Annotated in this window: 25 protein-coding genes, 2 rRNA genes and 1 other annotated feature; of the genes, 26 read left to right on the top strand and 1 reads right to left on the bottom strand. The window is 45.5% G+C overall.

Annotated elements, in window-relative coordinates:
- The 10 genes from GJB61_RS29710 to pssA form a co-directional block, all read left to right on the top strand.
- A 23S ribosomal RNA gene (locus GJB61_RS29710) occupies positions 1-115 on the top strand; the annotation flags it as partial.
- Positions 116-312: 197 nt separating this feature from the next.
- A 5S ribosomal RNA gene (rrf, locus tag GJB61_RS29705) occupies positions 313-429 on the top strand.
- A 419-nt stretch (positions 430-848) separates the two neighbouring features.
- On the top strand, positions 849-2,021 hold the full coding sequence (locus tag GJB61_RS29700) for a GNAT family N-acetyltransferase (RefSeq protein ID WP_154122635.1): 1,173 nt from the start codon (positions 849-851) through the stop codon (positions 2,019-2,021).
- A gap of 247 nt (positions 2,022-2,268) precedes the next feature.
- On the top strand, positions 2,269-2,730 hold the full coding sequence (locus tag GJB61_RS29695; protein WP_154122634.1) for a CtsR family transcriptional regulator: 462 nt from the start codon (positions 2,269-2,271) through the stop codon (positions 2,728-2,730).
- A 29-nt stretch (positions 2,731-2,759) separates the two neighbouring features.
- On the top strand, positions 2,760-3,284 hold the full coding sequence (locus tag GJB61_RS29690) for a protein-arginine kinase activator protein McsA (RefSeq protein WP_154122633.1): 525 nt from the start codon (positions 2,760-2,762) through the stop codon (positions 3,282-3,284).
- Positions 3,285-3,313: 29 nt separating this feature from the next.
- A complete protein-coding gene (locus GJB61_RS29685; protein WP_154122632.1) occupies positions 3,314-4,378 on the top strand; it encodes a protein-arginine kinase McsB in 1,065 nt (354 codons plus the stop codon).
- Between the two features lie 35 nt (positions 4,379-4,413).
- Positions 4,414-6,882, top strand: a complete 2,469-nt coding sequence (gene clpC / locus GJB61_RS29680) for an ATP-dependent protease ATP-binding subunit ClpC (RefSeq protein ID WP_154122631.1) — start codon at positions 4,414-4,416, stop codon at positions 6,880-6,882.
- A gap of 230 nt (positions 6,883-7,112) precedes the next feature.
- Positions 7,113-8,480 carry a DNA repair protein RadA gene (radA, locus tag GJB61_RS29675; protein ID WP_154122630.1) on the top strand — a complete coding sequence of 456 codons (1,368 nt, stop codon included), beginning with the start codon at positions 7,113-7,115 and terminating at the stop codon, positions 8,478-8,480.
- 12 nt (positions 8,481-8,492) lie between these two features.
- Positions 8,493-9,569: a DNA integrity scanning diadenylate cyclase DisA gene (gene disA, locus GJB61_RS29670; RefSeq protein WP_154122629.1), complete on the top strand. Its 1,077-nt coding sequence runs from the start codon at positions 8,493-8,495 to the stop codon at positions 9,567-9,569.
- A 65-nt stretch (positions 9,570-9,634) separates the two neighbouring features.
- Entirely contained in the window at positions 9,635-10,372 is a 738-nt protein-coding gene (pssA, locus tag GJB61_RS29665; RefSeq protein WP_154122628.1) for a CDP-diacylglycerol--serine O-phosphatidyltransferase, read from the top strand.
- An 85-nt stretch (positions 10,373-10,457) separates the two neighbouring features.
- Here pssA and GJB61_RS29660 read toward each other — a convergent pair whose 3' ends face one another.
- Positions 10,458-10,853 carry a nucleoside triphosphate pyrophosphohydrolase family protein gene (locus tag GJB61_RS29660; RefSeq protein WP_154122627.1) on the bottom strand — a complete coding sequence of 132 codons (396 nt, stop codon included), beginning with the start codon at positions 10,851-10,853 and terminating at the stop codon, positions 10,458-10,460.
- 211 nt (positions 10,854-11,064) lie between these two features.
- Here GJB61_RS29660 and GJB61_RS29655 point away from each other — a divergent pair, with 211 nt between their 5' ends.
- The 16 genes from GJB61_RS29655 (at position 11,065) to rplJ (ending at position 23,493) form a co-directional block, all read left to right on the top strand.
- Entirely contained in the window at positions 11,065-12,153 is a 1,089-nt protein-coding gene (locus GJB61_RS29655; protein WP_154122626.1) for a PIN/TRAM domain-containing protein, read from the top strand.
- Between the two features lie 93 nt (positions 12,154-12,246).
- Entirely contained in the window at positions 12,247-12,945 is a 699-nt protein-coding gene (gene ispD, locus GJB61_RS29650) for a 2-C-methyl-D-erythritol 4-phosphate cytidylyltransferase (RefSeq protein WP_154122625.1), read from the top strand.
- Complete coding sequence (gene ispF / locus GJB61_RS29645; RefSeq protein WP_154122624.1) at positions 12,942-13,430, top strand: 2-C-methyl-D-erythritol 2,4-cyclodiphosphate synthase; 489 nt, start codon at positions 12,942-12,944, stop codon at positions 13,428-13,430. The genes ispD and ispF overlap by 4 nt, the downstream gene beginning before the upstream one ends.
- Positions 13,431-13,481: 51 nt before the next feature.
- Positions 13,482-14,945: a glutamate--tRNA ligase gene (gltX, locus tag GJB61_RS29640; RefSeq protein WP_154122623.1), complete on the top strand. Its 1,464-nt coding sequence runs from the start codon at positions 13,482-13,484 to the stop codon at positions 14,943-14,945.
- A 505-nt stretch (positions 14,946-15,450) separates the two neighbouring features.
- Entirely contained in the window at positions 15,451-16,143 is a 693-nt protein-coding gene (gene cysE / locus GJB61_RS29635; protein WP_154122622.1) for a serine O-acetyltransferase, read from the top strand.
- Between the two features lie 51 nt (positions 16,144-16,194).
- Positions 16,195-17,601 (top strand): cysteine--tRNA ligase, encoded by a 1,407-nt coding sequence (gene cysS / locus GJB61_RS29630; protein ID WP_154122621.1) that lies wholly within the window; start codon positions 16,195-16,197, stop codon positions 17,599-17,601.
- Complete coding sequence (locus GJB61_RS29625; RefSeq protein ID WP_154122620.1) at positions 17,598-18,035, top strand: Mini-ribonuclease 3; 438 nt, start codon at positions 17,598-17,600, stop codon at positions 18,033-18,035. Before cysS ends, GJB61_RS29625 begins: the two co-directional genes overlap by 4 nt.
- Positions 18,036-18,067: 32 nt before the next feature.
- Complete coding sequence (gene rlmB, locus GJB61_RS29620) at positions 18,068-18,832, top strand: 23S rRNA (guanosine(2251)-2'-O)-methyltransferase RlmB (protein ID WP_154122619.1); 765 nt, start codon at positions 18,068-18,070, stop codon at positions 18,830-18,832.
- Positions 18,833-18,834: 2 nt separating this feature from the next.
- Positions 18,835-19,353 (top strand): NYN domain-containing protein, encoded by a 519-nt coding sequence (locus tag GJB61_RS29615; RefSeq protein ID WP_154122618.1) that lies wholly within the window; start codon positions 18,835-18,837, stop codon positions 19,351-19,353.
- A 161-nt stretch (positions 19,354-19,514) separates the two neighbouring features.
- Entirely contained in the window at positions 19,515-20,159 is a 645-nt protein-coding gene (gene sigH, locus GJB61_RS29610) for an RNA polymerase sporulation sigma factor SigH (protein ID WP_239714392.1), read from the top strand.
- Between the two features lie 354 nt (positions 20,160-20,513).
- The gene (gene rpmG / locus GJB61_RS29605) at positions 20,514-20,663 is read left to right on the top strand and encodes a 50S ribosomal protein L33 (RefSeq protein ID WP_154122616.1); all 150 of its coding nucleotides are present in this window, start codon (positions 20,514-20,516) and stop codon (positions 20,661-20,663) included.
- A gap of 20 nt (positions 20,664-20,683) precedes the next feature.
- On the top strand, positions 20,684-20,875 hold the full coding sequence (gene secE, locus GJB61_RS29600) for a preprotein translocase subunit SecE (RefSeq protein ID WP_239714393.1): 192 nt from the start codon (positions 20,684-20,686) through the stop codon (positions 20,873-20,875).
- 27 nt (positions 20,876-20,902) lie between these two features.
- A complete protein-coding gene (gene nusG, locus GJB61_RS29595) occupies positions 20,903-21,436 on the top strand; it encodes a transcription termination/antitermination protein NusG (protein ID WP_154122641.1) in 534 nt (177 codons plus the stop codon).
- A 74-nt stretch (positions 21,437-21,510) separates the two neighbouring features.
- On the top strand, positions 21,511-21,936 hold the full coding sequence (rplK, locus tag GJB61_RS29590; protein ID WP_154122615.1) for a 50S ribosomal protein L11: 426 nt from the start codon (positions 21,511-21,513) through the stop codon (positions 21,934-21,936).
- Between the two features lie 78 nt (positions 21,937-22,014).
- The gene (rplA, locus tag GJB61_RS29585) at positions 22,015-22,707 is read left to right on the top strand and encodes a 50S ribosomal protein L1 (protein WP_154122614.1); all 693 of its coding nucleotides are present in this window, start codon (positions 22,015-22,017) and stop codon (positions 22,705-22,707) included.
- A 67-nt stretch (positions 22,708-22,774) separates the two neighbouring features.
- Positions 22,775-22,928, top strand: a sequence feature (ribosomal protein L10 leader region).
- 61 nt (positions 22,929-22,989) lie between these two features.
- Positions 22,990-23,493, top strand: coding sequence for a 50S ribosomal protein L10 (gene rplJ / locus GJB61_RS29580; RefSeq protein ID WP_154122613.1), 504 nt, complete (start codon positions 22,990-22,992; stop codon positions 23,491-23,493).
- Positions 23,494-23,534 lie beyond the last annotated feature (41 nt).

The raw sequence follows: 23,534 nt of genomic DNA, 5'->3' as shown, positions 1-23,534 counted from the left end.
GATGAGATTTCCCAATTAGTAAGACCCCTTGAAGACGACGAGGTAGATAGGTTGGAGGTGGAAGTGCAGCAATGCATGGAGCTGACCAATACTAATCGGTCGAGGGCTTATCCTAAACAAGCAAGAACGCAAATTCGATTCGGATTCAGTTTTCAGGCGATTCAAGCCTGTATGTCTTTTCTGATGTTGGTTATTTTCCTGAAGGAATTCGGGGAGCTAAGCGACCGGAAAAAACCAATTGTTTTGAAATTCATTCACACAGTTGTGATGAACCAAATTTCAAAACGCCAGCGCTTGTTACACAAGCGCATGTTTGGTGGCGATAGCGGAGGGGTTCCACGCGTACCCATCCCGAACACGACCGTTAAGCCCTCCAGCGCCGATGGTACTTGGACCGAAGGGTCCTGGGAGAGTAGGACGTTGCCAAGCACTTCAGACCATTGTTGATCTTTCAACAATGGTCTTTTTGCGTCTTTTGCAGCCTGTGGAAATGTTGTGGATAGTTTTCAAGAAAGTACAGAAAACTTACCAACATGTGGATACATTCTATAATCAGATATTCCACCCGATTTATGTGGACAGAAGACATGCTCAGGTGCATATGTCAAGAGAAACCTAAGTAATACAAGGGTTTATGTGGATAGAAACCGAAAACTGTGGATACATAGCTTGAAACGTGGATAACTATTTATTTTAAAAGAACTGACAAATTAAGTGTTTGGGGTTTCTGTGTAGAAGCTGTGGATAACTAAAAAATATTTTTAAATTCAGTCATTGCATTAGCATACGGCTACCTCTCTTGTTATACTCACCTTAGGTTGATTTCTTAAATAGATGAGGTGAGTTTATTGGAGATTAGGCAGTTGAATTCTGAAGAATTCGAAATTAGTTTAAGCTTGTCCGAATATGCTTTTCAGTACAAGGTCTCAGGGGAAGATAAAACTAAGGCCAAGAGTAGATTCAAGCCGGAACGAGTATGGGGTGTTTTTGAGGATGGAATTTTAGGTGCTAAGCTGACCCTGCTCCCACTTCAAGTATATATACAAGGGCGAGCTGTAAATATGGGGGGAATAGCCGGTGTAGCGACATGGCCAGAGAACCGCAGACAAGGACTGGTAGCTAAGCTTTTATCCCATACACTGCAGACGATGAATGAAGCCGGACAGACATTGTCTTTTCTGCATCCCTTTCTTATTCCCTTTTATCGCAAGTTTGGGTGGGAGATCTATTGTGAATACAAAAAATATACGATTCCTATTGCCAAATTCCCATTAAAGACAGAAATTTCCGGAAATGTACGCCGTAATTTATTTGATATTGTAATATTGGATGAACTATATACTCAGTTTGCAACCCAATATAACGGTACGCTAAAACGTGACAAGGACTGGTGGGAGCATGCGGTTCTGGATCAGAGTACGCATAATGCTATTTTTTATTCACTTGTGGGCAAGCCTGAAGGATATGTGTTGTATAAGATCGAGAAAAGTGAGTTGGTTATTGATGAATTTGTATTTATGAATGAGCAAGCTCGCCAGGGGTTGTGGACATTTCTTGCCAATCATGATTCTATGGTAACTGGAGCTTCTCTGAAGATGGTTCCATCTGATGATATTTTGCCCTTTTTGTTGCCTGATCCGCGGATTGATCAGGAGAATTATCCTTATTTTATGGCACGTATTGTAAATGCCAAAGCGTTTGTAGAGAATTTTTCTTATAGGGTGCAGAGTGCTCAGCAGAAGCAGATCATCAATATTGAAGACAAACACGCTCCATGGAATGATGGGTTATGGGAGTGGAGTGTTAATTTAGAGGGGACTGCTACCTTAATAAGAACTGATGGCGATAATATTGAGGCAGACTTATCTTGCGATATTGGCACATTAACAGTGCTGCTGCTCGGCTATAAACGCCCTGGGGAGCTGTCCCGCTTTGGTCGCCTGACCGGAAATGATGCTGCAGTACAGTGGCTGGAAGGAATCATTCCGCAGGCTCAAACAGGCTTGTTTGATTTTTTCTAGAGTATGGGGAGTTGTTTCATTACGATTCTGAATACAATGAACACTAAAAGTAAAAAATAAGAGAACCCTCTTGGAATTGCTTGAGAATATGTTATACTATTAAATAAGTCAAAGAAAGTCAAAGTCAACGCAGTCTGAAGACAGTACTCTTTAGACCTATCCATTCCCAGGATATCAGCGCGGTTCAGTCGGATGGATGCATAACAGCATGCGGTATTATAAAGTTGTAAACACTGGAGGATGAGTGATGCGCAATATCTCCGATATTATTGAACAATATCTGAAGAATATTTTGCATGAAAGTCCCGAAGGTACGGTGGAGATTCAGCGTAATGACCTGGCGGATCAGTTCTCGTGTGTACCGTCACAGATCAATTATGTCATTAGCACACGCTTTACTCTGGAAAAAGGCTATGTGGTGGAAAGTAAGCGCGGCGGCGGTGGATATATTCGTATTCAACGTTTTGAGTTGCCCCAAAATGTGGCTCTGTACGCGCATCTCAATCATACCATCGGAGGCGGAATTGACCAGAACACCGCTGAAGGGCTGATCTATCAGCTAGAAGAAGCCTGCTTTCTATCCAAGCGAGAAGCGTGCCTCATGCGCGCCGCTGTTTCCCGGGATTGCTTGACGCTTAAGCTTCCGTACCGGGATGAGATTCGTGCCAAGCTTATGAAAGCTATGCTGATCTCTTTGTTAGGCAAATAATTGTCAACCATAAGGGAGGGACTCCGCTTATGCTTTGCCAGGAATGCGGTGTCAAACCGGCAACGCTCCATTTTACCAAGATTGTGAATGGAGAGAAGACGGAATTTCATATTTGTGAAAGCTGTGCCAGAGAGAAGGGAGAACTTATTCCCGGAACTGCTGGAGGGTTTTCTATTCACAGTTTATTGTCAGGCTTGCTTGATCTTGAGGGAGCCGATAAAGAGAAATCAGCTGCCACAAGAACTACGCAGAGCCTACAGTGTGAGAACTGCGGTATGACTTATTCTCAGTTCAGCAAGCTTGGGCGTTTTGGCTGCAGCTCCTGTTATAAGTATTTTAACAGTGCGCTGGACCCACTTTTTAAGCGGGTGCATGGCAGTACTTCGCATGTAGGCAAAATTCCGAAACGAGCCGGAGCACAAATTGTGTTCAAACGGCAAATAGATGAGTTGAAGCAGGAATTACAGCAAAGTATTACGCAAGAGGAGTTTGAGACCGCTGCTCAGTTGCGGGATCAGATACGCCGACTTGAAAAAGAAATCGCACAAGAGTAAAGTCTTTCATATATAAAGGGGGATAAGACATGTCAAGTCTCCGGTTTACCGAACAGGCGCTTAGTGATTGGATGCGTTGTGGCGGCAGTGATTCCGAGATTGTAATTAGCAGCCGTATGCGTATAGCCCGCAACTTACAAGATCTTCCTTTCCCCCTGCTGGCTTCTTTGGAGCAGTCGGAAGAAGTACTGGAGCAGCTTACTCCTGTATTTCATGAAGAAGTCTCAGCGGACTACGGCACTTTTCAAATGCTGAAGCTTGATGATTTAGATGAGCTCGATAAAAAGGTACTGGTGGAGAAGCATCTTATCAGTCCCAATCTGGCGAATGATTCACGAGGTGGAGCTGTAATACTGAACGAGGACGAATCGGTTAGTATTATGATTAACGAGGAAGACCATCTCCGGATTCAATGTCTGTTCCCTGGTCTTCAGGTTAGAGAAGCATGGATACGTGCGACAGCGATCGACGATATTTTCGAAGCTGCAGTCAACTATGCTTTTGACGATAAAAGAGGATATTTGACAAGTTGTCCCACCAATGTCGGAACAGGACTCCGTGCCTCAGTGATGCTGCACTTGCCTGCTTTGGTAATGACTCATCAAATCAACCGGATATTGTCAGCCGTAAATCAGGTAGGATTAACGGTTAGAGGGATTTATGGCGAAGGCAGCGAAGCAGTAGGGAACATCTTTCAAATATCCAACCAGATCACCCTGGGTCAGACCGAAAGTGAAATCATTGAGAATCTTCACAGTGTAGTTACCCAGATTATCGATCATGAACGAAATGCACGCGAGAGATTGCTTACCGATTCCGCTCTGCGAATTACTGATCGAGTGAAACGCTCCTACGGAATTTTATCTTATGCAGCAGTAATGGAGCTTAAAGAATCGGCACAACGCTTATCGGATATCCGACTTGGGGTTGACCTTGGAATTCTGGAAGGCCCCTCCATTTCAGTATTAAATGAGTTGAATGTTAAGACACAGCCAGGCTTCCTTCAAAAAATGTTCGGCGACGAGATGAGTGCCACCGAACGGGATATGTACCGGGCGAAGCTGCTCCGGGAAACACTGGGAACACAACATTAATATAGATATTTATTATTCATGGAGGTGCAGGAGATATGATGTTTGGAAGATTTACGGAACGGGCACAAAAGGTGCTGGCGCTGGCGCAGGAAGAAGCTGTTCGTTTAGGACACAACAATATCGGCACAGAACATATTTTGCTCGGACTTATTCGTGAAGGTGACGGCATTGCCGCTAAAGCGTTGATCGGTTTAGGTTTAGGCCTGGAGAAAATCCAGGATGAAGTGGAAACACTGATTGGCAGAGGGCAAGAACAACCTACGAACATTGCTTATACTCCTCGCGCCAAAAAAGTTATCGAACTGTCAATGGACGAAGCCCGCAAGCTGGGACATACTTACGTCGGCACAGAGCATATCCTACTCGGGCTCATCCGTGAAGGAGAAGGTGTAGCTGCACGTGTGCTCAATAACCTCGGCATTAGCTTGAATAAAGCCCGCCAGCAGGTATTGCAGCTTTTGGGCAGCAGTGAGGCAGCATCTAGCCACAGTGGTGCTCCGGTCAATGTCAGCACACCTACATTGGATGGTCTTGCACGCGATTTGACCGCCTATGCGAAGGAAGGCCATCTTGATCCGGTTATTGGCCGCAGCAAGGAAATTGAACGTGTTATACAGGTTCTGAGTCGCCGGACCAAGAACAACCCGGTGCTGATTGGTGAACCAGGTGTAGGTAAGACGGCTATTGCCGAAGGCTTGGCACAGAAGATTATCAATAATGAAATCCCTGAGACGCTACGCGACAAACGCGTGATGACTCTCGATATGGGATCAGTTGTTGCAGGAACTAAATACCGCGGTGAGTTTGAAGACCGTCTGAAGAAAATTATGGATGAGATTCGTCAAGCGGGTAACATTATCCTCTTCATTGATGAGCTGCATACTTTGATCGGTGCAGGTGGTGCTGAAGGCGCAATTGATGCTTCTAACATTCTGAAGCCGTCTTTGGCCCGTGGCGAGCTGCAGTGCATTGGTGCTACTACGCTGGACGAATACCGCAAATATATTGAAAAAGATGCAGCCTTGGAACGCCGGTTCCAACCTATTACGGTGGATCAGCCTTCTCCGGAAGAAACAGTACAAATCCTATTCGGACTTCGTGACCGTTATGAAGCCCATCACCGTGTGAAGATTACGGATGAAGCCATCGTAGAAGCTGTGAAACTGTCTGATCGCTACATTCCAGATCGTTTCCTGCCGGATAAAGCCATCGATCTAATTGATGAAGCAGGATCCAAAGTAAGACTGAACTCGTATACTATTCCGCCGAATCTGAAGGAATTGGAAATGCGTTTAGATGATATCCGTAAGGAAAAAGATTCTGCTGTACAAAGCCAGGAATTCGAGAAAGCGGCTGCGTTACGCGATACTGAGCAAAAGATCCGTGAAGAACTCGATACCACTAAGAATCAGTGGAAAGAGAAGCAAGGCCGTACTGATTCCGAGGTTACACCTGACGATATTGCACAGATTGTAGCTAGTTGGACGGGCATTCCTGTTAGCAAGCTTAAGGAAGAGGAAACGGACCGTCTGCTCAATATGGAAGCGATACTGCATGAACGTGTAATTGGCCAAGACGAAGCCGTCAAGGCTGTCAGCCGGGCACTCCGTCGGGCGCGTGCGGGTCTGAAGGATCCGAAACGTCCAATGGGTTCATTTATCTTCCTCGGACCAACAGGCGTAGGTAAAACCGAATTGGCTCGTGCTCTTGCCGAAGCAATGTTTGGCGATGAGAATGCGGTGATCCGCATCGATATGTCAGAATACATGGAGAAACATTCCACTTCCCGTCTGGTCGGAGCGCCTCCAGGTTATGTTGGATATGAGGAAGGCGGCCAATTAACGGAGAAGGTACGCCGTAAACCTTACTCAGTGGTACTTCTTGATGAAATTGAGAAGGCGCATCCGGAAGTATTCAACATTTTGCTGCAGGTACTGGAAGATGGTCGTCTGACGGATTCCAAGGGACGCGTAGTCGATTTCCGTAATACACTGATTATTCTGACCTCCAATGTAGGTGCACAGGCGATCAGAAAGAATTCGACGCTTGGGTTCACTGCTGTACAAGATGCGGGAGCAGATTATGGTAATATGAAGGGCAAAGTTATGGAAGAGTTGAAGAAAAGCTTCCGCCCAGAGTTCTTGAACCGGATAGATGAAATTATCGTCTTCCATTCACTGGACCAGGAACATATCGCCGAAATCGTCACGCTGATGTCCGAAGAGTTGCGCAAGCGACTGCGTGAGCATGATGTTGACTTTGTCCTCACGGATGGAGCGAAGGCGTTTCTGGCCAAAGAAGGATATGATCCAGCCTTTGGTGCACGTCCGCTGCGCCGTGCCATTCAAAAGCACATTGAAGACCGTTTATCTGAGGAATTGCTGAAAGGCAATATCCAGAAGGGTGATTCACTCAACATTGATGAAGTCAATGGTGAGCTTGTGGTCACAAAAGTTGATGTGCCTGTAGCTGTATCTTTGGAAAAAGAAGTGGAAGCTGAATAAAGTAAGAAACTTGTGACAAAACCGCCACTCCTCCGTATAAGAGGAGGAGGCGGTTTTTTTATTGAGAATCGTTATTCCAGATGTTTAATTCACTGCAAATTCAGGCAGGTTAAGGTAGTAGTATTTAATTCTACTGCCGATTGACCTTTCGTTAAACGAGCAGAGATGGTAAACTTTGAATAACGAGAAATATATCCGCAATTTTAGAAGTTCGGACGTAAGGAGAGCACATGGCTAAAGCAAAAACCAAATTTAACTGTACCGAATGTGGATACGAATCACCGAAATGGTTCGGTAAATGTCCAGGCTGCCAGGCTTGGAACTCCATGGTAGAGGAAACGGAAAGCGTAGTCAAAACACAGGGTATGAGTTCCCCTATTTTTCATAGTAAAGAAAAGGCACAATCCATCATAAGTATAGAAAGTGACAAAGAGCCGCGCATACTGACAGGCATCGGTGAACTTAATCGTGTTCTTGGCGGAGGCATCGTTCCCGGTTCGCTCGTGCTGGTGGGGGGAGACCCCGGTATTGGTAAATCCACATTACTGTTGCAGACCTCACATGCTCTGACGAAACAGGGATTACGTGTGCTTTATATATCCGGGGAAGAATCGGTAAGGCAGACGAAGTTGCGCGCAGATCGCCTCGGCGCGTTGTCAGCAGAGCTGTATGTACTATGTGAGACGAATATGGAAAGCATCGAGGAAGCTATTGAACAAATTCAGCCCCAATTTCTCGTTATTGATTCTATTCAAACTGTTTATATGCCTGAAGTGGCAAGTGCACCCGGCAGTGTAACACAAGTTCGGGAATGTACGACTAGATTTATGCGGATCGCCAAAATTCGCGGAATCGCCACTGTATTGGTAGGGCATGTCACCAAGGAAGGGGCTATCGCAGGACCAAGGATGCTTGAACATATGGTAGACTGTGTGCTTTATTTTGAAGGAGAACGCCATCATACCTACAGGTTACTGCGGGCTGTAAAGAATCGTTTTGGTTCCACCAATGAAATCGGCATCTTTGAAATGGGTGAAGTTGGGCTTACCGAGGTGGAAAATCCTTCAGAGCTCTTTTTGTCAGAGCGCCCTCTTGGTGTAGCTGGATCTACGGTCGTAGCAAGTATGGAAGGTACACGACCGGTTCTTGTAGAAATACAGGCACTTATCGCTGCTACTCATTTCCCTTCTCCGCGGCGGATGTGCACGGGACTCGATCATCAGCGCATGGCGCTTATCATTGCAGTTCTAGAGAAACGGATGGGTATGTTCCTGCAGAATCAGGATGCCTACCTGAATGTAGCCGGTGGAGTAAAGCTGGATGAACCGGCGATTGATCTAGCAGTTGCGATCAGTATTGCTTCCAGCTTTCGTGATATTTCAACAAAGCCTTATGACGTCTTCTTCGGTGAGGTAGGGCTTACCGGTGAAGTGAGGGGTGTCTCACGCGCAGAAATGCGTGTCAAAGAGGCCGCAAAGCTTGGCTTCCGTCGAGTGATTATGCCTGAGAAGAGCATGAAGGGCTGGAAGCACCCACAAGATATCCAGATTATTGGCGTCAGCAGCGTAGCAGATGCACTTGCGGTCGCGTTAGATTAGGGGGCACAGAATATGAAAGAACATAATCAATTAGAGAAAATGAATGATCTGCTCAGGATGGCCGCACCCGGAACACCTTTCCGTGATGGGCTAGAGAATGTACTACGCGCTAAGACGGGAGCGTTAATCGTTGTCGGATACAGTCCTGAGGTGATGGAAGTTGTCGATGGTGGATTCTCCATTAACTGTGATTTTTCGCCCAATTATTTATATGAGCTTGCTAAAATGGACGGCGCGATTATTCTGAGTGAGGACTTAAAGCGGATATTGTATGCTAATACGCAGCTTATTCCGAATTCTTCGATCTCTTCGATTGAGACAGGTATTCGCCATCGTACGGCGGAGCGCGTTGCCAAGCAGACTGGAAAGTTGGTTGTTTCTATTTCCCAGCGCCGCAATATTATCACCCTATATCAAGGGACGATCCGGTATGCTTTGAAGGAAATTGGTGCTATTCTAGCTAAGGCGAATCAGGCGATTCAAATGCTTGAGAAATACAAAGCAGTACTTAATCAGGGATTGACCAATCTCTCTGCTTCCGAATATGAGGGGATTGTAACTGTAGCTGAAGTGGTCGGTGTTATCCAACGTGTGGAAATGGTGCTGCGCATCAAGATGGAGATTAAACGTTATATTAATGAACTAGGCAATGAAGGACGACTAATCAGCATGCAGATGGAAGAACTGGTCGGAAATACAGAGGAAGAAGCATGGCTTTTATACAGAGACTATGCAAGGGAAGAAGACGAGGACAAAATTCGCGATATTATTGCAGGGCTTAAACGGACGAGTGATGATGATCTGATGGATGATAATCATATTGCCCGTCTGCTAGGATTTTCCGCTACAGCCATTGTTTCCGAAGAAGTGGTAACACCGCGTGGCTATCGCCTGCTCAACAAAATTCCGCGGCTCCCGAATGTTATTATTCACAATTTAGTAGAGCGTTTCGAAATATTGCCTAATTTATTACGGGCGACTATAGCTGAATTGGATGAAGTGGACGGAATAGGTGAGGTACGGGCTCGCAATATCCAGGATGGACTTAAACGTCTGCAGAAGCAAGTTCTTATTGACAGACAAATGTAAATATCATACAATCACGTAATATTGGAGAACATTAAAGGCCAAAGTGAAGATATAGAGGTGAAGAAATGATACAAAAATCAATTCCAAGTCTGTTTACAATAGGTAACCTGATGCTTGGAATGTTTGGTATCATGCTGGCGTTTGATGGAAAGCTTAACATGGCCGCCATCATGGTTATTATTGCGATGCTGTTAGACGGGCTTGATGGTCGTGTGGCACGTGCCCTTAAATGTGAGAGTGAATTTGGTAAAGAACTGGACTCGTTGTCGGATGTCGTTTCTTTTGGAGTAGCGCCAGCTTTAATTATGTACATTACAAGCCTTCATGATCTAAATTCTGCGCTGGGAATGACCGTAACTGCAATTTTCCCTGTGTTTGGAGCACTTCGCTTAGCCCGTTTCAATGTTCGTCCAGGAATTCCTGGCTATTTCGTTGGATTGCCAATCCCTGCAGCTGGTGGTGTTTTGGCCACATTGGCTCTTTTTCATAAAGATGTTTCTGCACCTTTCATGATAGTTGCTACATTGCTCTTGTCTTATCTGATGGTCAGCACCGTTAAATATCCTAATTTCAAAAAGATTGGTTTGCCGAAGAAAGCAGTTATAGGAGCGCCGATTGTTATTATAGTTGCCGTAGCTTTGGCTGTTGTATTTCCTGAACAGATTGCTAAACTGATCTTTGCTTTACTGGCACTCTATGCTTTATATGGCTTTAAGCAAAATATTGACCGATTAACGGCCAGACGCCGTCATCGTCGCAGAAGACGTTCTGAGGAGAAAATTTATCACTCAAAGAACGGATGAATTTTAATCATCATCATAGAAAAGGCTTTGTCGCCCCTCCTGGGCAGCAAAGCCTTTTTTTGCATTTGGGAACTTTATTAGTTATTTAGGATAAGTTAAACAAACCGAGTGTAGCGCATTTCTGAGACTCTTTGACCACGACCTCGTCCATATTAATGTCAAGCAGGTTGCAGAGTGCGGACATATAGAATAGTTCACGGCCCAGTTCGGAGCCGATTACCTCGCGGCAGTTCTCGCATAGCTGACCTTCTACATGAGTTCCTGCAAGTTCCTTAGCATGTTCGAGACCTGCACCGGGCTCGAATACTTGCTTGGTTGCATGAAGCTGAATACAACCACATTCAGTGATTGATTTGACGACGGCACGATTAACAGATGCACTGCTCTGTCCATTCTTAGACAGTACATCCAGAAGACTACGGTGACGGAGCAGCAGGTCGGAGACTTGATCCTGAAAGGCCTGTAAACTTGGTGCGCTCATTTTCCATTCACCCCTAGGTTCGTAATTGAGTTCATTATATGTTACGCATTACCTATTTTCAACCGCTAAAGGGATATACATATAGCTTTTTGCTCCATTAGGACTCCTCGTTTCCGAAAAAATAACTTCACCGACGATTATCGTCAAGAAAATTGGAACATACTGGTGAGGAATAGATCAATTTAGATGAATAAAGGGAGGTGTGTAAGTTATGTGGAGAAAAATAATTTTGGGCTTTGCTTTAATTTGTGGAGCCTGGTCAGGTTATTCGTTATACTTTGCGGCTGAGAGAGGATTTCCTATAGGAATGGGGAAATTAGGAGATAACTTACCCGTGGAAGGAAGCATTTTGTTTGCGGTACTGGGAGCCATTATTTTTTTGTTTGCGGGAACTTTATGCGCGGAATGGGCAAGTGCAAAACTGCGTGAGGTGGTCCTGTTCTGTTCACGTATACCGATGAATGAATTGGCTGCAGGTGCTGCTGGGCTTACAGGTGGGCTGTTACTGTCTCTATTGCTATATCCAACCATGAGTTGGATGGGGAAGGCAGGACAGCTGCTACAGGTAGCTGTTACGATAGCCTTAGGGTATACCGGACTACGGATTAGTTTGGAGAAGAAAGCGGAGCTGGCTTCACTATGGACAACCGGGCGCTTTGGACAACCAGCAGAACCGGAAGGACGTGGGCTGGAGGAGCATAAGATTCTCGATACGAGCGTCATCATTGACGGACGGATTGCTGATATTTGCAAGACCGGATTTATTGAAGGGACTATTGTTATTCCGGAGTTTGTATTGGAGGAGCTCCAGCATATTGCAGACTCTTCAGACTTGCTGAAGAGAAATCGTGGGCGGCGCGGTCTTGATATTCTCAACAAAATCCAGAAAGAACTTGATGTAAAAGTACTGATATACGAAGGAGATTTCGAGGAAATCTCCGAGGTGGATAGTAAACTAGTCAAGTTGGCTAAAGTTCTACACGGTAAAGTCGTTACCAATGATTTTAATTTGAATAAGGTATGTGAACTGCAGGGTGTGTCAGTACTTAATATTAACGATTTGGCGAATGCTGTTAAGCCGGTTGTGCTACCTGGAGAAGAGATCATTGTTCAGGTTATTAAGGATGGTAAGGAACATGGACAAGGTGTCGCTTATCTCGATGATGGAACAATGATTGTTGTAGAGGGCGGACGTGAATATATCGGCACAACGATGGAAGTTCTGGTAACAAGCGTTCTGCAGACATCAGCTGGACGGATGATATTTGCCAAACCGAAGCTATTGGAAAAAGCACAATAAGGATTTTAAATATCTTGAAGCTGTCCTACGGGTTGGAAATGCCCGCCAAACACGTTATGATGGGTTTATACGTGAAGGACAGGAGTCTGAAGAATGTCAAACAGTGTGGGCGTCGTCATAGTGGCGGCAGGCAGAGGGACAAGAATGGGAACCACAGAGAGCAAACAATATTTGCTGCTGCAGGGCAAACCGATTATCGTTCATACGCTAGAGGTATTTCAGCAGCACGAACTTATCTCTGAAATCGTGCTGGTAACCGGCGAAGAGGATTTAGAGCGCTGCCGGGAATGGATACAGGTCTACAAGCTCGATAAAGTTAAGGCTATTGTTCCTGGGGGTACTGAGCGCCAGCATTCGGTGTATAGTGGACTGATCAAGCTGCACACACAGTGGGTAATGGTACATGACGGTGTTCGTCCGTTCGTACAGTCTTTCGAAATCGCGGCTTGTTATGAACGGGCCAGGGAGATCGGAGCAGCAGTGCTTGCTGTACCCGTTAAGGATACGATTAAGCAGGTAGACGGTGGAGGCAAGGTACTGTCTACGCCGGATCGGCGAAGTCTGTGGGCGATTCAAACCCCGCAGACTTTTCGTCTTTCTGATCTGCTTGAGGCCTATGAAGCGGCGGAGAGGGACGGTATTCTCGGAACTGACGACTCCAGTTTAGCTGAGCGAGCGGGTATTCCGGTTTCTGTGGTAGAGGGAAGCTACAGGAATATTAAGATTACGACACCAGACGATCTGGATTTTGCAGAATTCACAGTAAGAAATAGGGGAGAGAGACAATCATGATTGCTGTAGGACAGGGATTCGACGTACATCAGCTCGTAGAGGGAAGGCCATGTATTATTGGTGGTGTCACTATTCCGTATGAGAAGGGATTACTGGGGCACTCCGATGCAGATGTGCTTCTGCATGCTATAAGTGATGCTATTCTGGGTGCCCTAGGATTAGGTGATATCGGCAGGCATTTTCCGGACACCGATCCGACCTTCAAGGACGCAGACAGTCTGAAGCTATTGGAGCAGGTCTGGGCGCTTGCCCGTGAGCGGGGTTATAAGCTTGGAAATATTGACTCTACCATAATTGCCCAGAAACCCAAAATGGCGCCGTATATTCCACAAATGACGGAGATTATCGCCCGTGCTTTGGGAGCGGAGACATCGAAGGTTAATGTGAAGGCAACCACAACAGAGCAGCTTGGTTTTGCGGGACGCGGCGAAGGAATTGCGGCACAATCTATTGTCTGTCTACTCCAAGATGTGATATCATCTTGAGATGGCTTTAAGTAGAAACTAATTATAATCATATGAAGCGGAGGGAATGAAATGGCGGATGAAGTCCGGGTGCGTTACGCACCGAGCCCTACGGGACACTTACATATCGGAAATGCCAGAACGGCGCTATTTAACTATCTTTTTGCCCGCAACTTGGGTGGTAAATTCATTATCCGGATAGAAGATACAGACGTAAAACGTAATGTCGCCGGAGGCGAAGAAAGTCAGCTTAAATATTTGAAATGGTTGGGTATGGATTGGGATGAGAGCGTTGATGTTGGTGGAGAATATGGACCGTACCGCCAGACAGAGCGGTTGGATCTATATCGTATATATTGGCAGGATTTGCTGGACCGTGGTCTGGCTTATCGCTGTTATTGTACGGAAGAAGAACTGGAGGCAGAACGTGAAGAACAGACTGCCCGCGGAGAGACCCCTCATTATTCAGGCAAACATCGTAATTTGACCGAGGAGCAACGGTTGGCCTTTGAAGAAGAAGGTCGAGTGGCGAGTATTCGCTTTCTAGTACCGGAGGACCGCACGTTTACGTTCGATGATATCGTAAAGGGCGACATTTCTTTTACTACCAAGGATATGGGTGATTTTGTTATTGTAAAGAAGGATGGGATTCCGACTTATAACTTTGCGGTAGCTGTTGATGATCATCTAATGGATATTACACATGTATTGCGTGGGGAAGATCATATTTCCAATACACCACGTCAGTTGATGATTTATGAGGCTCTTGACTGGACACCACCTTTATTTGGCCATATGACGCTGATTGTTGGGGATAACCACAAAAAGCTTAGCAAGCGCGATGAATCCGTTATTCAGTTTATTGAGCAATATGACGATTTGGGGTATTTACCGGAGGCTATGCTCAATTTCATTTCTCTACTCGGCTGGTCGCCTGAGGGAGAAGAGGAAATATTCAGCAAGGAAGAACTTATCTCTATTTTCACAGCCGACCGTTTATCCAAGAGTCCTGCTGTATTTGATAAGAATAAACTGGCACATCTGAATAATCACTATATTAAACTTGCTGATCCTAAGCGGATTACTGCCTTGGCCATACCGCATCTGCAGCAAGCGGGAAGATTGCCAGCAGAACTGAGTGAAGAACAGCAGGCGTGGACGGAAAGCCTTGTTACCTTGTATCAAGAGCAAATGACGGCAGTCTTTGACATCGTGGAATTATCTGAATTGTTCTTCCGCAGTCACCTTGAGCTGGAGACGGAAGGCTCATTGATTCTGGCCGAGAGCTCCGTATCGGAGGTCTTATCTGCATTTCTTGCTAAGGTTGAAGCCTGCGAGGAGTTCACTGCAAGTAATATGGCAGTCCTAATCAAGGAAGTACAGAAAGAAACTGGACATAAAGGCAAGGCATTGTTCATGCCGATTCGTGTTGCTTTGACTGGACAAACTCATGGACGTGATCTTAATGCGACGATTGCTCTGCTTGGCCGCAGTCGTGTCATTGAACGCTTGAAATCGCAGATTAAAGGGGCCTAACTCTTTATTTTCTGGTGTTGAACCCTCTTGTCAGTCTCTAATCTTTTCGCTAAGATAGAAGAATACTAATAACAGCTGTGATCAGGAAAAGTACGTGTATAAGACAATTGCCAGAGAGAATAACCACGGAAGGGTCTACCCTTTCAGGCTGGGAGTTATTCATTTGTCTGCCGCGGAACATGCGCCTGTGAGCTGCACGGTTGAGCGCTCCTTCTAAGGTTCGTTAGGCCGCGCCGGGAACGTCGCCGTTAAAGATGCCAAGTGGGACAAGCATAATTTGTAGTTAGTAATAATTGCAAAGATAAGATGACTTGTCCAAGCAGAGTGGAACCGCGGTTAAACGTCTCTGCAGCTTTATGCTGCAGGGGCGTTTTTTGTTGAAATTTAGCAAAATATAACTTTCACGAGATCCTATTCTGTAGAATAGGATGATGGGCTGGAGACAATACCTTCCTTGCATTACCTGTAAACAGGAGGCAAAGAAGTCAAGAAGAGGGGAACCGCAATGTTCAAGCATATCAAATCAGACATTCGGGTAGTATTCGATAACGATCCCGCAGCCCGCAGCTGGTTCGAGGTTGTCTTCACCTATGCCGGGCTACATGCCATTTGGGGACATCGGATCGCCCACTCTTTTTTTAAACATCGCTGGTATACACTGGCTCGTATTGTTTCGCAGCTCAGTAGATTCATGACTGGTATTGAAATACATCCCGGTGCGGTCATCGGCAATAGACTGTTTATTGATCATGGTATGGGGATCGTTATAGGTGAGACCTGTGAAATCGGTGATGATGTTATCATCTATCAAGGAGTTACACTCGGGGGAACGGGTAAGGAAAAAGGGAAACGCCATCCCACAGTTGGCAATAATGTTGTTATTGGCTCAGGTGCTAAGGTATTGGGATCGTTTCGTATTGGCGACAATTCCAATATAGGCTCAAATGCGGTTGTCCTGCGCGAAGTGCCGAATAATAGCACTGTTGTGGGTAACCCCGGCCGTGTCGTGAAACGTAATGGGGAGCGGGTATCTGACCGTTTGAATCATTCACAGATGCCTGATCCGCTTGTCGATTCACTCCGCTTTTTGCAGAAAGAGATCGAAGAGATTAGAGAGAAGCTGGGTACGGAAGACAAACAAAAGATGGAGCAGCGACGGATAGAAAGTCAGCAGTATATTGGTGACTACGAGATATAAGCATTCCGGGATTTCAGGGAATCCGGGCTAAGAGAAAGGATTGGGAACAACATGGCTTTGCAAATATATAATACTATGACACGCAGTAAGGAACAGTTCGTACCTCTGGAGTCGGGCAAGGTGAAAATGTATGTATGCGGTCCGACGGTATACGGATATATGCATATCGGGAATGCCAGACCTGTCATTGTCTTTGACATGATCCGTACCTATTTGGAGCAGCTTGGCAATGAAGTGCGTTATATTACTAATTTCACAGATGTGGATGACAAATTAATTCGTAAAGCAGAAGAAATGAAGACTACAGTGGCAAAGGTGTCTGAAATATTCATTAATGCCTACCGCGAAGATATTGAAGGTCTTGGGGTAAAGCCGGCAACGATGAATCCACGGGTGACAGAAAGCATGGATCTCATCATCGAGTTCATTAAGGAGCTTGTGGATAAGGGTTTTGCTTACGAGAGTGGTGGGGATGTGTATTTCCATACTTCCAAATTTCCGGAGTATGGCAAGCTCTCTGGTCAGAATTTGGAGGAGCTGCAGTTCGGCATTCGTATTGACGTTGATTCGCGAAAAGAAAAGCCGGAGGATTTTGTACTATGGAAAGCGGCCAAACCGGGCGAAATTCATTGGCACAGTCCTTGGGGAGAAGGGCGTCCAGGATGGCATATCGAATGCTCAGCTATGGTTCGTGAGTTTTTGGGAGAAACAATCGATATTCATGGTGGTGGACAGGATCTGCAGTTCCCGCATCATGAATGCGAATGTGCACAGACAGAGGTACTGACTGGCAAGCCAATGTCGAACTATTGGATGCATAATGGATTTATCAACATCGGGGACGAAAAGATGTCGAAATCGCTTGGTAATGGCCTGCTGGTTAAGGACATCCGCCAGCGCTTTAAAGCCGGCACGATCCGGTATTTTATGCTCTCAACGCATTATCGCAACCCGCTGAACTTTAGTCAGGATTCGCTGATCTCGGCGGAGAAAAGTGTAGAGCGCATCTCAATGGCTGAGAGTAATGTAAAGCACCGCCTTGAACTTACGGAAGCGGGACCTCAAGGAGATGTCAGTCCGCAGATAGAGGGAAAGTTATCGGCAATAGTGGCTAATTTCCATGCCAAAATGCAAGACGACTTTAACACTCCTGATGCGATTACAGCCGTGTTCGATTGGGTGAGTCTGACAAACTTGACACTTACGGATAATGCAGCGGCTCCAGCAGATCTTGCAGCTCTGCTCGTAGCTTATGACGAAATGAATGCGTTGCTTCGTTTGACTGATGAACAAGAAAAGGAAGTTGCAAGTGAAGAAGTCGAACGGCTGATTGCGGAGAGAGTTGAGGCACGGACGAATAAGAACTGGAGCCGCTCCGATGAGATTCGCGATGAATTGAGCGCTATGGGCATATTGCTCGAGGACACTCCGCAAGGAATGCGGTGGCGGCGGAAATGAGTGGAGATTCCAAAATAGACAGTCCGTGGTTTCCGTATGAACCCTCCAAGCCGATAAAGCTTCTTTCGCCGATAGTGCTTGCCTATGTGGGGGATGCTGTTTATGAAGTAGCTGTCCGCCAGTACATGGTGTCGTTGCCGAATCTGCGCCCGAATCATTTGCATCGTTCGGCAACGGGGCTCGTATCCGCAAAAGCGCAGAGTAAGATTCTTAGCTTTCTGGAGCCAGTACTCACTGAAGAAGAAAAAGATATTGCCCGTCAGGGGCGCAATGCAAAATCGGGTTCGGTACCTAAAAATGCAGATGTGCTGGAATATCGTCATGCTACCGCATTTGAATGTCTGATCGGGTATCTTTATTACACAGGACAACAAGCCAGAATGCAGGAACTTGTGCACAACAGTATTGAGTTTATGATGAATCGGCCTTCATAAGGCTTTAAGAATATAGAACAGGAGGCATGAACATGGAAGAAGAATTGCAGACAGAAGAGGAAATATTGGCTGGAAAGCACTCCGTGCTGGAAGCGCTTCGTGCCGGCCGGACTATTAATAAAATATGGATTGCTGAAACAGCGCAAAAACACCTAACAGCACCGATCGTGGCTGAAGCTCGTAAAGCAGGTATTGTCATCCAGCATGTAGACAAGCGTAAGCTTGATCAGCTAGCACCGGGAATTCAGCACCAAGGGGTTGTCGCTCAGGCAGCACCCTATGCCTATGCCGAGGTAGACGATCTACTGGCTGCAGCGGAAGCCAAAGGAGAAACACCCTTTCTACTTTTGCTAGATGAGATCGAGGATCCGCACAATCTGGGTTCCATCCTACGGACTGCCGATTGTACAGGAGTACACGGGGTAATTATACCTAAGCGCCGCTCTGCACAGATTACTGCTGTCGTATCCAAAACTTCAGCCGGTGCTGTAGAATATGTTCCAGTAGCAAGGGTTACGAATCTGGGCCAGACGATTGACCGTCTGAAAGAGCTAGGCATTTGGGTAGTTGGAACAGACGTTGATACGGATCAAGATTTGTATCAATCGGATATTTTCACAGGACCGGTAGCTGTTGTAATTGGTAATGAGAATAAAGGAATGGGTCGGCTGATTCGGGAAAAATGCGATGTGTTGCTCAAACTTCCCATGCATGGGAAGATTAATTCGCTTAATGCCTCTGTAGCTGCCGGCGTTATAATGTATGAAGTGCTGCGCCGCCGGCGTCAGCAGGGATAGATATGACCGATGGGCGCGATCTGCTGCTAGTAGACGGATATAACATGATCGGTGGCTGGCCGGAACTCGCGGCGTTGTCATTGACCGGAATGCAGGGAGCCCGAGACCGGCTGTTAGATTTGCTGGCTGATTATCAGGCTTATTCAGGACGGCGTGTAATTACCGTTTTTGATGCATATCGTGTTCCAGGACTGGGGCGGTCGTTTGATCAAGGTAAGGTGCAGGTTTTTTTCACGAAGGAAAAAGAAACAGCCGATGAGTGTATTGAAAGACTGGTACGAGAATTAAGCCAGCGTCGTCGTCAAATATATGTGGCTACTAGTGACTCTATAGAGCAGCATGTTATTTTTGCACAAGGGGCGCTGAGAATTTCGGCTAGAGAATTGCGGTTGGAAGTTGAAGAGAATCAGAAACAAGTTAAAAAGGCTATTGAACCGAACAGTATATCCTCACGCCACTCGTTAGAGGATAAACTGCCACGTGATGTGCGTAACAAGTTGGAAGACTGGCGTCGGCAATGATTTAACAGAAACGTCTAAAGATTAGTGGTAAATACCATATTATGCTATTGATGATTTTTTTTGGACAAACTTCGGTTGACGGTGTAAGGTAACATAATATATACTAATCCTATATTTCGCAAGTAACGATGTGTCTAGCGTTGCAGCCGGGGGGATTCTTGGTGAGTGTCGACCTCAAGCAATTAATGCTGTCAGAGTATGATTTCCTAAGCGATGAAGATATTGTCGAGGTTTTCCGTGGTGGCGACAGTGGCGCATTGGAGTACTTGATTAACAAATACCGTAATTTTGTACGTGCTAAGGCTCGTTCTTATTTTTTGATTGGGGCGGATCGGGAAGATATTGTGCAGGAAGGCATGATTGGCCTATATAAGGCTATTCGTGACTTTAAAGGGGACAAGCTTTCTTCTTTCAAGGCATTTGCCGAACTGTGCATTACACGCCAGATCATTACTGCCATTAAGACGGCTACACGCCAGAAGCATATTCCGCTTAATTCTTACGTTTCATTGGATAAGCCCATTTATGATGAAGATTCCGACCGGACGCTTATGGATGTCATTTGCGGAACTCAGGTGCTTGACCCGGAAGAACTGATTATTAATCAGGAGGAATTCATTGGACTTGAAGACAAAATGGCTGAGATCCTAAGCGATTTGGAACGCAAGGTTCTGATGCTGTATTTGGACGGACGATCCTATCAAGAAATTGCAGAAGACTTGAAGCGGCATGTGAAGTCGATCGATAATGCTCTTCAGCGAGTGAAACGTAAATTGGAAAGATATCTGGAAGTGCGTGACAATTGATGATATAATGAACAGGAGAGACTCGGACAACGAGTCTTTTTTTAGTGAGTTTATGGCTCTGTAAATTACTTTTTAGTGTTTGCGAAGACGTTAGGTTTATACACAGTCGGAATGTTCCATAATGATAAGTAAGACAGCGCAGTGTGAGGAAGAACAAGATACAAGCCAAGACACGGGACACGGATATACTGAAATCCGGAATTACCTATTGCTGAAGCGAATTCTTTCGTTGACACAGACCTTGACACTATGCTAAAGTGTTTTAGGTAGGCCTAAATTCACGGCTTTTTTTAGTATTTAATATTGCGTCTTCTAATTTTACCGTTAGAAGGACGTCCTCGGGAGGTGCAGATCATGCGGGTAATTATCACTTTGGCTTGTACTAGTTGTAAACAAAGAAACTATGCTACAACCAAGAATAAACGAAATCACCCCGACCGCATGGAGATGAAGAAATTTTGCAAGTATTGTAACGAGCAAACTCCTCATCGCGAAACCAGATAGTCTTTGGAGGTGTAGTCGGCGTGAAACGTAGTTTCAAGTCCTTGTTTTCCTTTTTCACTGAGAGCTGGAGTGAACTCAAAAAAGTTCGCTGGCCTAGTCGGAAGGAATTGCGGAACTATACATTGATCGTTCTCGGTACAATTATAGTTATCGCTCTTTACTTCTGGGTTCTGGACATCGGTATTTCCGCTGTGATCGAAAGGATTATTTAGAGAGGTCCCAGGTGGCTTGGTATGGATATGGAAAAAAGATGGTATGTCGTTCATACCTATTCAGGGTATGAGAATAAGGTCAAAGCCAATTTGGAAAAGCGTGTTGAGTCCATGGGCATGGAAGACAAAATATTCCGCGTTCTTGTTCCTATGGAAGAAGAAATTGTAAACAAGGATGGCAAGAAAAAAATTGTCATGCGTAAAGTTTACCCGGGTTATGTTTTGGTGGAAATGGTTCAGACTGATGATTCCTGGTATGTTGTTCGCAATACACCGGGTGTTACTGGGTTTGTTGGCTCAACAGGTTCGGGATCAAAGCCTACTGCTCTGCTTCCTGAAGAAGTAGAACAAATTCTGAAGCATATGGGTATGGTTGAACCTAAGACGAAAATTGATTTCGAAATCAAGGAATCAGTACGTATTATGGTAGGTCCATTTGCGAATTTTGTAGGCTCCGTCGAAGAAATTTTGGTGGACAAGAGTAAGATTAAGGTTCATGTTAACATGTTTGGACGGGAAACCCCGCTGGAGTTGGATTTCACTCAAGTGGAGAAGATATAACAAATGCAAGGGTTTCTTGTGGGAGAGCGCTAATGGCGTTCGAAGACCACTATTGATGCAAGGAGGTGTCACTCATGGCTAAAAAAGTTATTAAAATGGTGAAATTGCAGATTTCTGCAGGGAAAGCGAATCCAGCGCCTCCAGTAGGTCCGGCGTTAGGTCAAGCAGGTGTCAACATTATGGCATTCTGTAAGGAATTTAATGCTCGTACTGCCGACCAGGCTGGTCTGATCATTCCGGTTGAAATTACAGTATTTGAAGACCGTTCCTTTACATTCATCACTAAAACTCCACCGGCTGCTGTTCTGCTTCGCATTGCTGCTAAAGTAGAAAAAGGATCCGGAGAACCAAACAAGAAGAAAGTAGCAAAGCTCGGCCGCGCAGCGGTTCGTGAAATTGCTGAACAAAAAATGCCCGATCTAAACGCTGCTTCTATCGAAGCTGCTATGCGTATGGTTGAAGGTACTGCTCGCAGTATGGGTATCACAATCGAAGATTAATACTTTTCGATGAATCGGTTATTTATGACCGTAATATGTGGGAGGAATTTCCGCTAATACCACAAAGGAGGAACATTCATGGCTAAACATGGTAAGAAATACCAAGATGCTGCTAAACTGATTAACAGTGAAGCAACTTATGAGCCTTCAGAAGCTGTAGAGCTTGTGAAAAAGGCAGCAACTGCAAAATTCGACGAAACCGTTGAAGCAGCAGTTCGTTTGGGTGTAGACCCACGTAAACAAGACCAAGCAGTTCGCGGTGTAGTTGTCCTGCCTCACGGCACAGGCAAAACGCAACGTGTGCTTGTATTTGCAAAAGGTGAAAAAGCGAAAGAGGCTGAAGCTGCTGGAGCGGATTTTGTCGGTGATGCTGACATGATTAACAAAATCCAACAAGGCTGGTTCGATTTTGACGTCTGCGTAGCTACACCTGATATGATGAGTGAAGTCGGTAAACTGGGTCGTCTGCTCGGTGGTAAAGGTCTTATGCCTAACCCTAAAGCTGGCACAGTTACATTTGATGTTACTAAGGCTGTGAACGAAATCAAAGCCGGTAAAATCGAATATCGTCTTGACAAAGCAGGTCAAATTCATGCGCCAATCGGCAAAGTGTCATTTGATGCTGTCAAATTGAACGAAAACCTTAAATCTCTGATCGACGCTCTTAACCGTGCGAAACCGGCTGCTGCTAAAGGTATCTACCTTAAAGGCATCTCGATTTCCTCAACTATGGGACCGAGCGCACGTGTGAACACAACCGTCTTCAAATAATTAGGGATTGACTCGATGAGTCATCTTTGATACTCTGTAACAGTTGTGATCTTAAGGTTCTAATTCTCGAACTTGAATATGCTTACCGTAGACAGTAGGTGCCGTAGGGCTTAATTTCCTACCGAGGTGTTATGATAGAAACAAGAAGTGCCGGGCCTTGCCTGTGTAACTAGCGTTTTATCAAGCCTTCGTGATTCTGCGGAGGCTTTTCTAATGCCTGCGTAGGAACGGTGTGGAATCCTCGGAGAGATCACCGTCACATAAAATTAGGAGGTGTATACATTGGCAAATACAAAACTAATCCAAGCTAAACAGGATGCAGTTGATGTCGTTACCGGCAAATTGCAAAACAGTATTTCTACTGTTGTTGCAGATTACCGTGGATTGAACGTTGCCCAAGTGACCGAACTGCGCAAGCAGCTTCGTGAAGCTGGTGTTGATTTTCAAGTCTTGAAGAACACATTGCTTCGTCGTGCAACTGCTGCGGCTGAATTGACTGAGTTGGACTCTGTTCTGACAGGTCCTACTGCGATCGCATTCAGTGCAACTGATGCAGTAGTAGCAGCTAAAATTTTGAATGATTTCGCCAAAAAGAACGACGCTTTGAAATTAAAAGGCGGCGTTGTAGAAGGTCGTGTCATTGACGCGGATCAGTTGAAAGCATTGGCTGAGCTTCCATCCCGCGATGGATTGCTGTCCATGTTGCTTAGCGTGCTTCAAGCTCCAATGCGCAACTTTGCGCTTGTTGTTAAAGCAATTGCTGAAAAAGAAGAACAAAGCGCGTAAGCCTTTGATTTTCGCGATGTAATGAATAACACAAAAACAAT

Source organism: Paenibacillus monticola (assembly GCF_009664975.1).
Lineage (GTDB): Bacteria > Bacillota > Bacilli > Paenibacillales > Paenibacillaceae > Paenibacillus_AQ > Paenibacillus_AQ monticola.
This window is presented reverse-complemented; position numbering and strand designations above follow the sequence as displayed.

Bases quoted from the DNA above. Each gene is read 5' to 3' on its own strand.
- disA (WP_154122629.1), top strand. From the start codon at position 8,493: ATGAAAGAACATAATCAATTAGAGAAAATGAATGATCTGCTCAGGATG.
- rlmB (WP_154122619.1), top strand. From the start codon at position 18,068: ATGGAAGAAGAATTGCAGACAGAAGAGGAAATATTGGCTGGAAAGCAC.
- GJB61_RS29615 (WP_154122618.1), top strand. From the start codon at position 18,835: ATGACCGATGGGCGCGATCTGCTGCTAGTAGACGGATATAACATGATC.
- GJB61_RS29655 (WP_154122626.1), top strand. From the start codon at position 11,065: ATGTGGAGAAAAATAATTTTGGGCTTTGCTTTAATTTGTGGAGCCTGG.
- GJB61_RS29685 (WP_154122632.1), top strand. From the start codon at position 3,314: ATGTCAAGTCTCCGGTTTACCGAACAGGCGCTTAGTGATTGGATGCGT.
- GJB61_RS29660 (WP_154122627.1), bottom strand. From the start codon at position 10,853: ATGAGCGCACCAAGTTTACAGGCCTTTCAGGATCAAGTCTCCGACCTG.
- cysS (WP_154122621.1), top strand. From the start codon at position 16,195: ATGGCTTTGCAAATATATAATACTATGACACGCAGTAAGGAACAGTTC.
- cysE (WP_154122622.1), top strand. From the start codon at position 15,451: ATGTTCAAGCATATCAAATCAGACATTCGGGTAGTATTCGATAACGAT.
- GJB61_RS29625 (WP_154122620.1), top strand. From the start codon at position 17,598: ATGAGTGGAGATTCCAAAATAGACAGTCCGTGGTTTCCGTATGAACCC.
- ispF (WP_154122624.1), top strand. From the start codon at position 12,942: ATGATTGCTGTAGGACAGGGATTCGACGTACATCAGCTCGTAGAGGGA.
- pssA (WP_154122628.1), top strand. From the start codon at position 9,635: ATGATACAAAAATCAATTCCAAGTCTGTTTACAATAGGTAACCTGATG.
- ispD (WP_154122625.1), top strand. From the start codon at position 12,247: ATGTCAAACAGTGTGGGCGTCGTCATAGTGGCGGCAGGCAGAGGGACA.
- radA (WP_154122630.1), top strand. From the start codon at position 7,113: ATGGCTAAAGCAAAAACCAAATTTAACTGTACCGAATGTGGATACGAA.
- rplK (WP_154122615.1), top strand. From the start codon at position 21,511: ATGGCTAAAAAAGTTATTAAAATGGTGAAATTGCAGATTTCTGCAGGG.
- rplA (WP_154122614.1), top strand. From the start codon at position 22,015: ATGGCTAAACATGGTAAGAAATACCAAGATGCTGCTAAACTGATTAAC.
- GJB61_RS29690 (WP_154122633.1), top strand. From the start codon at position 2,760: ATGCTTTGCCAGGAATGCGGTGTCAAACCGGCAACGCTCCATTTTACC.
- rpmG (WP_154122616.1), top strand. From the start codon at position 20,514: ATGCGGGTAATTATCACTTTGGCTTGTACTAGTTGTAAACAAAGAAAC.
- clpC (WP_154122631.1), top strand. From the start codon at position 4,414: ATGATGTTTGGAAGATTTACGGAACGGGCACAAAAGGTGCTGGCGCTG.
- GJB61_RS29695 (WP_154122634.1), top strand. From the start codon at position 2,269: ATGCGCAATATCTCCGATATTATTGAACAATATCTGAAGAATATTTTG.
- nusG (WP_154122641.1), top strand. From the start codon at position 20,903: ATGGAAAAAAGATGGTATGTCGTTCATACCTATTCAGGGTATGAGAAT.
- gltX (WP_154122623.1), top strand. From the start codon at position 13,482: ATGGCGGATGAAGTCCGGGTGCGTTACGCACCGAGCCCTACGGGACAC.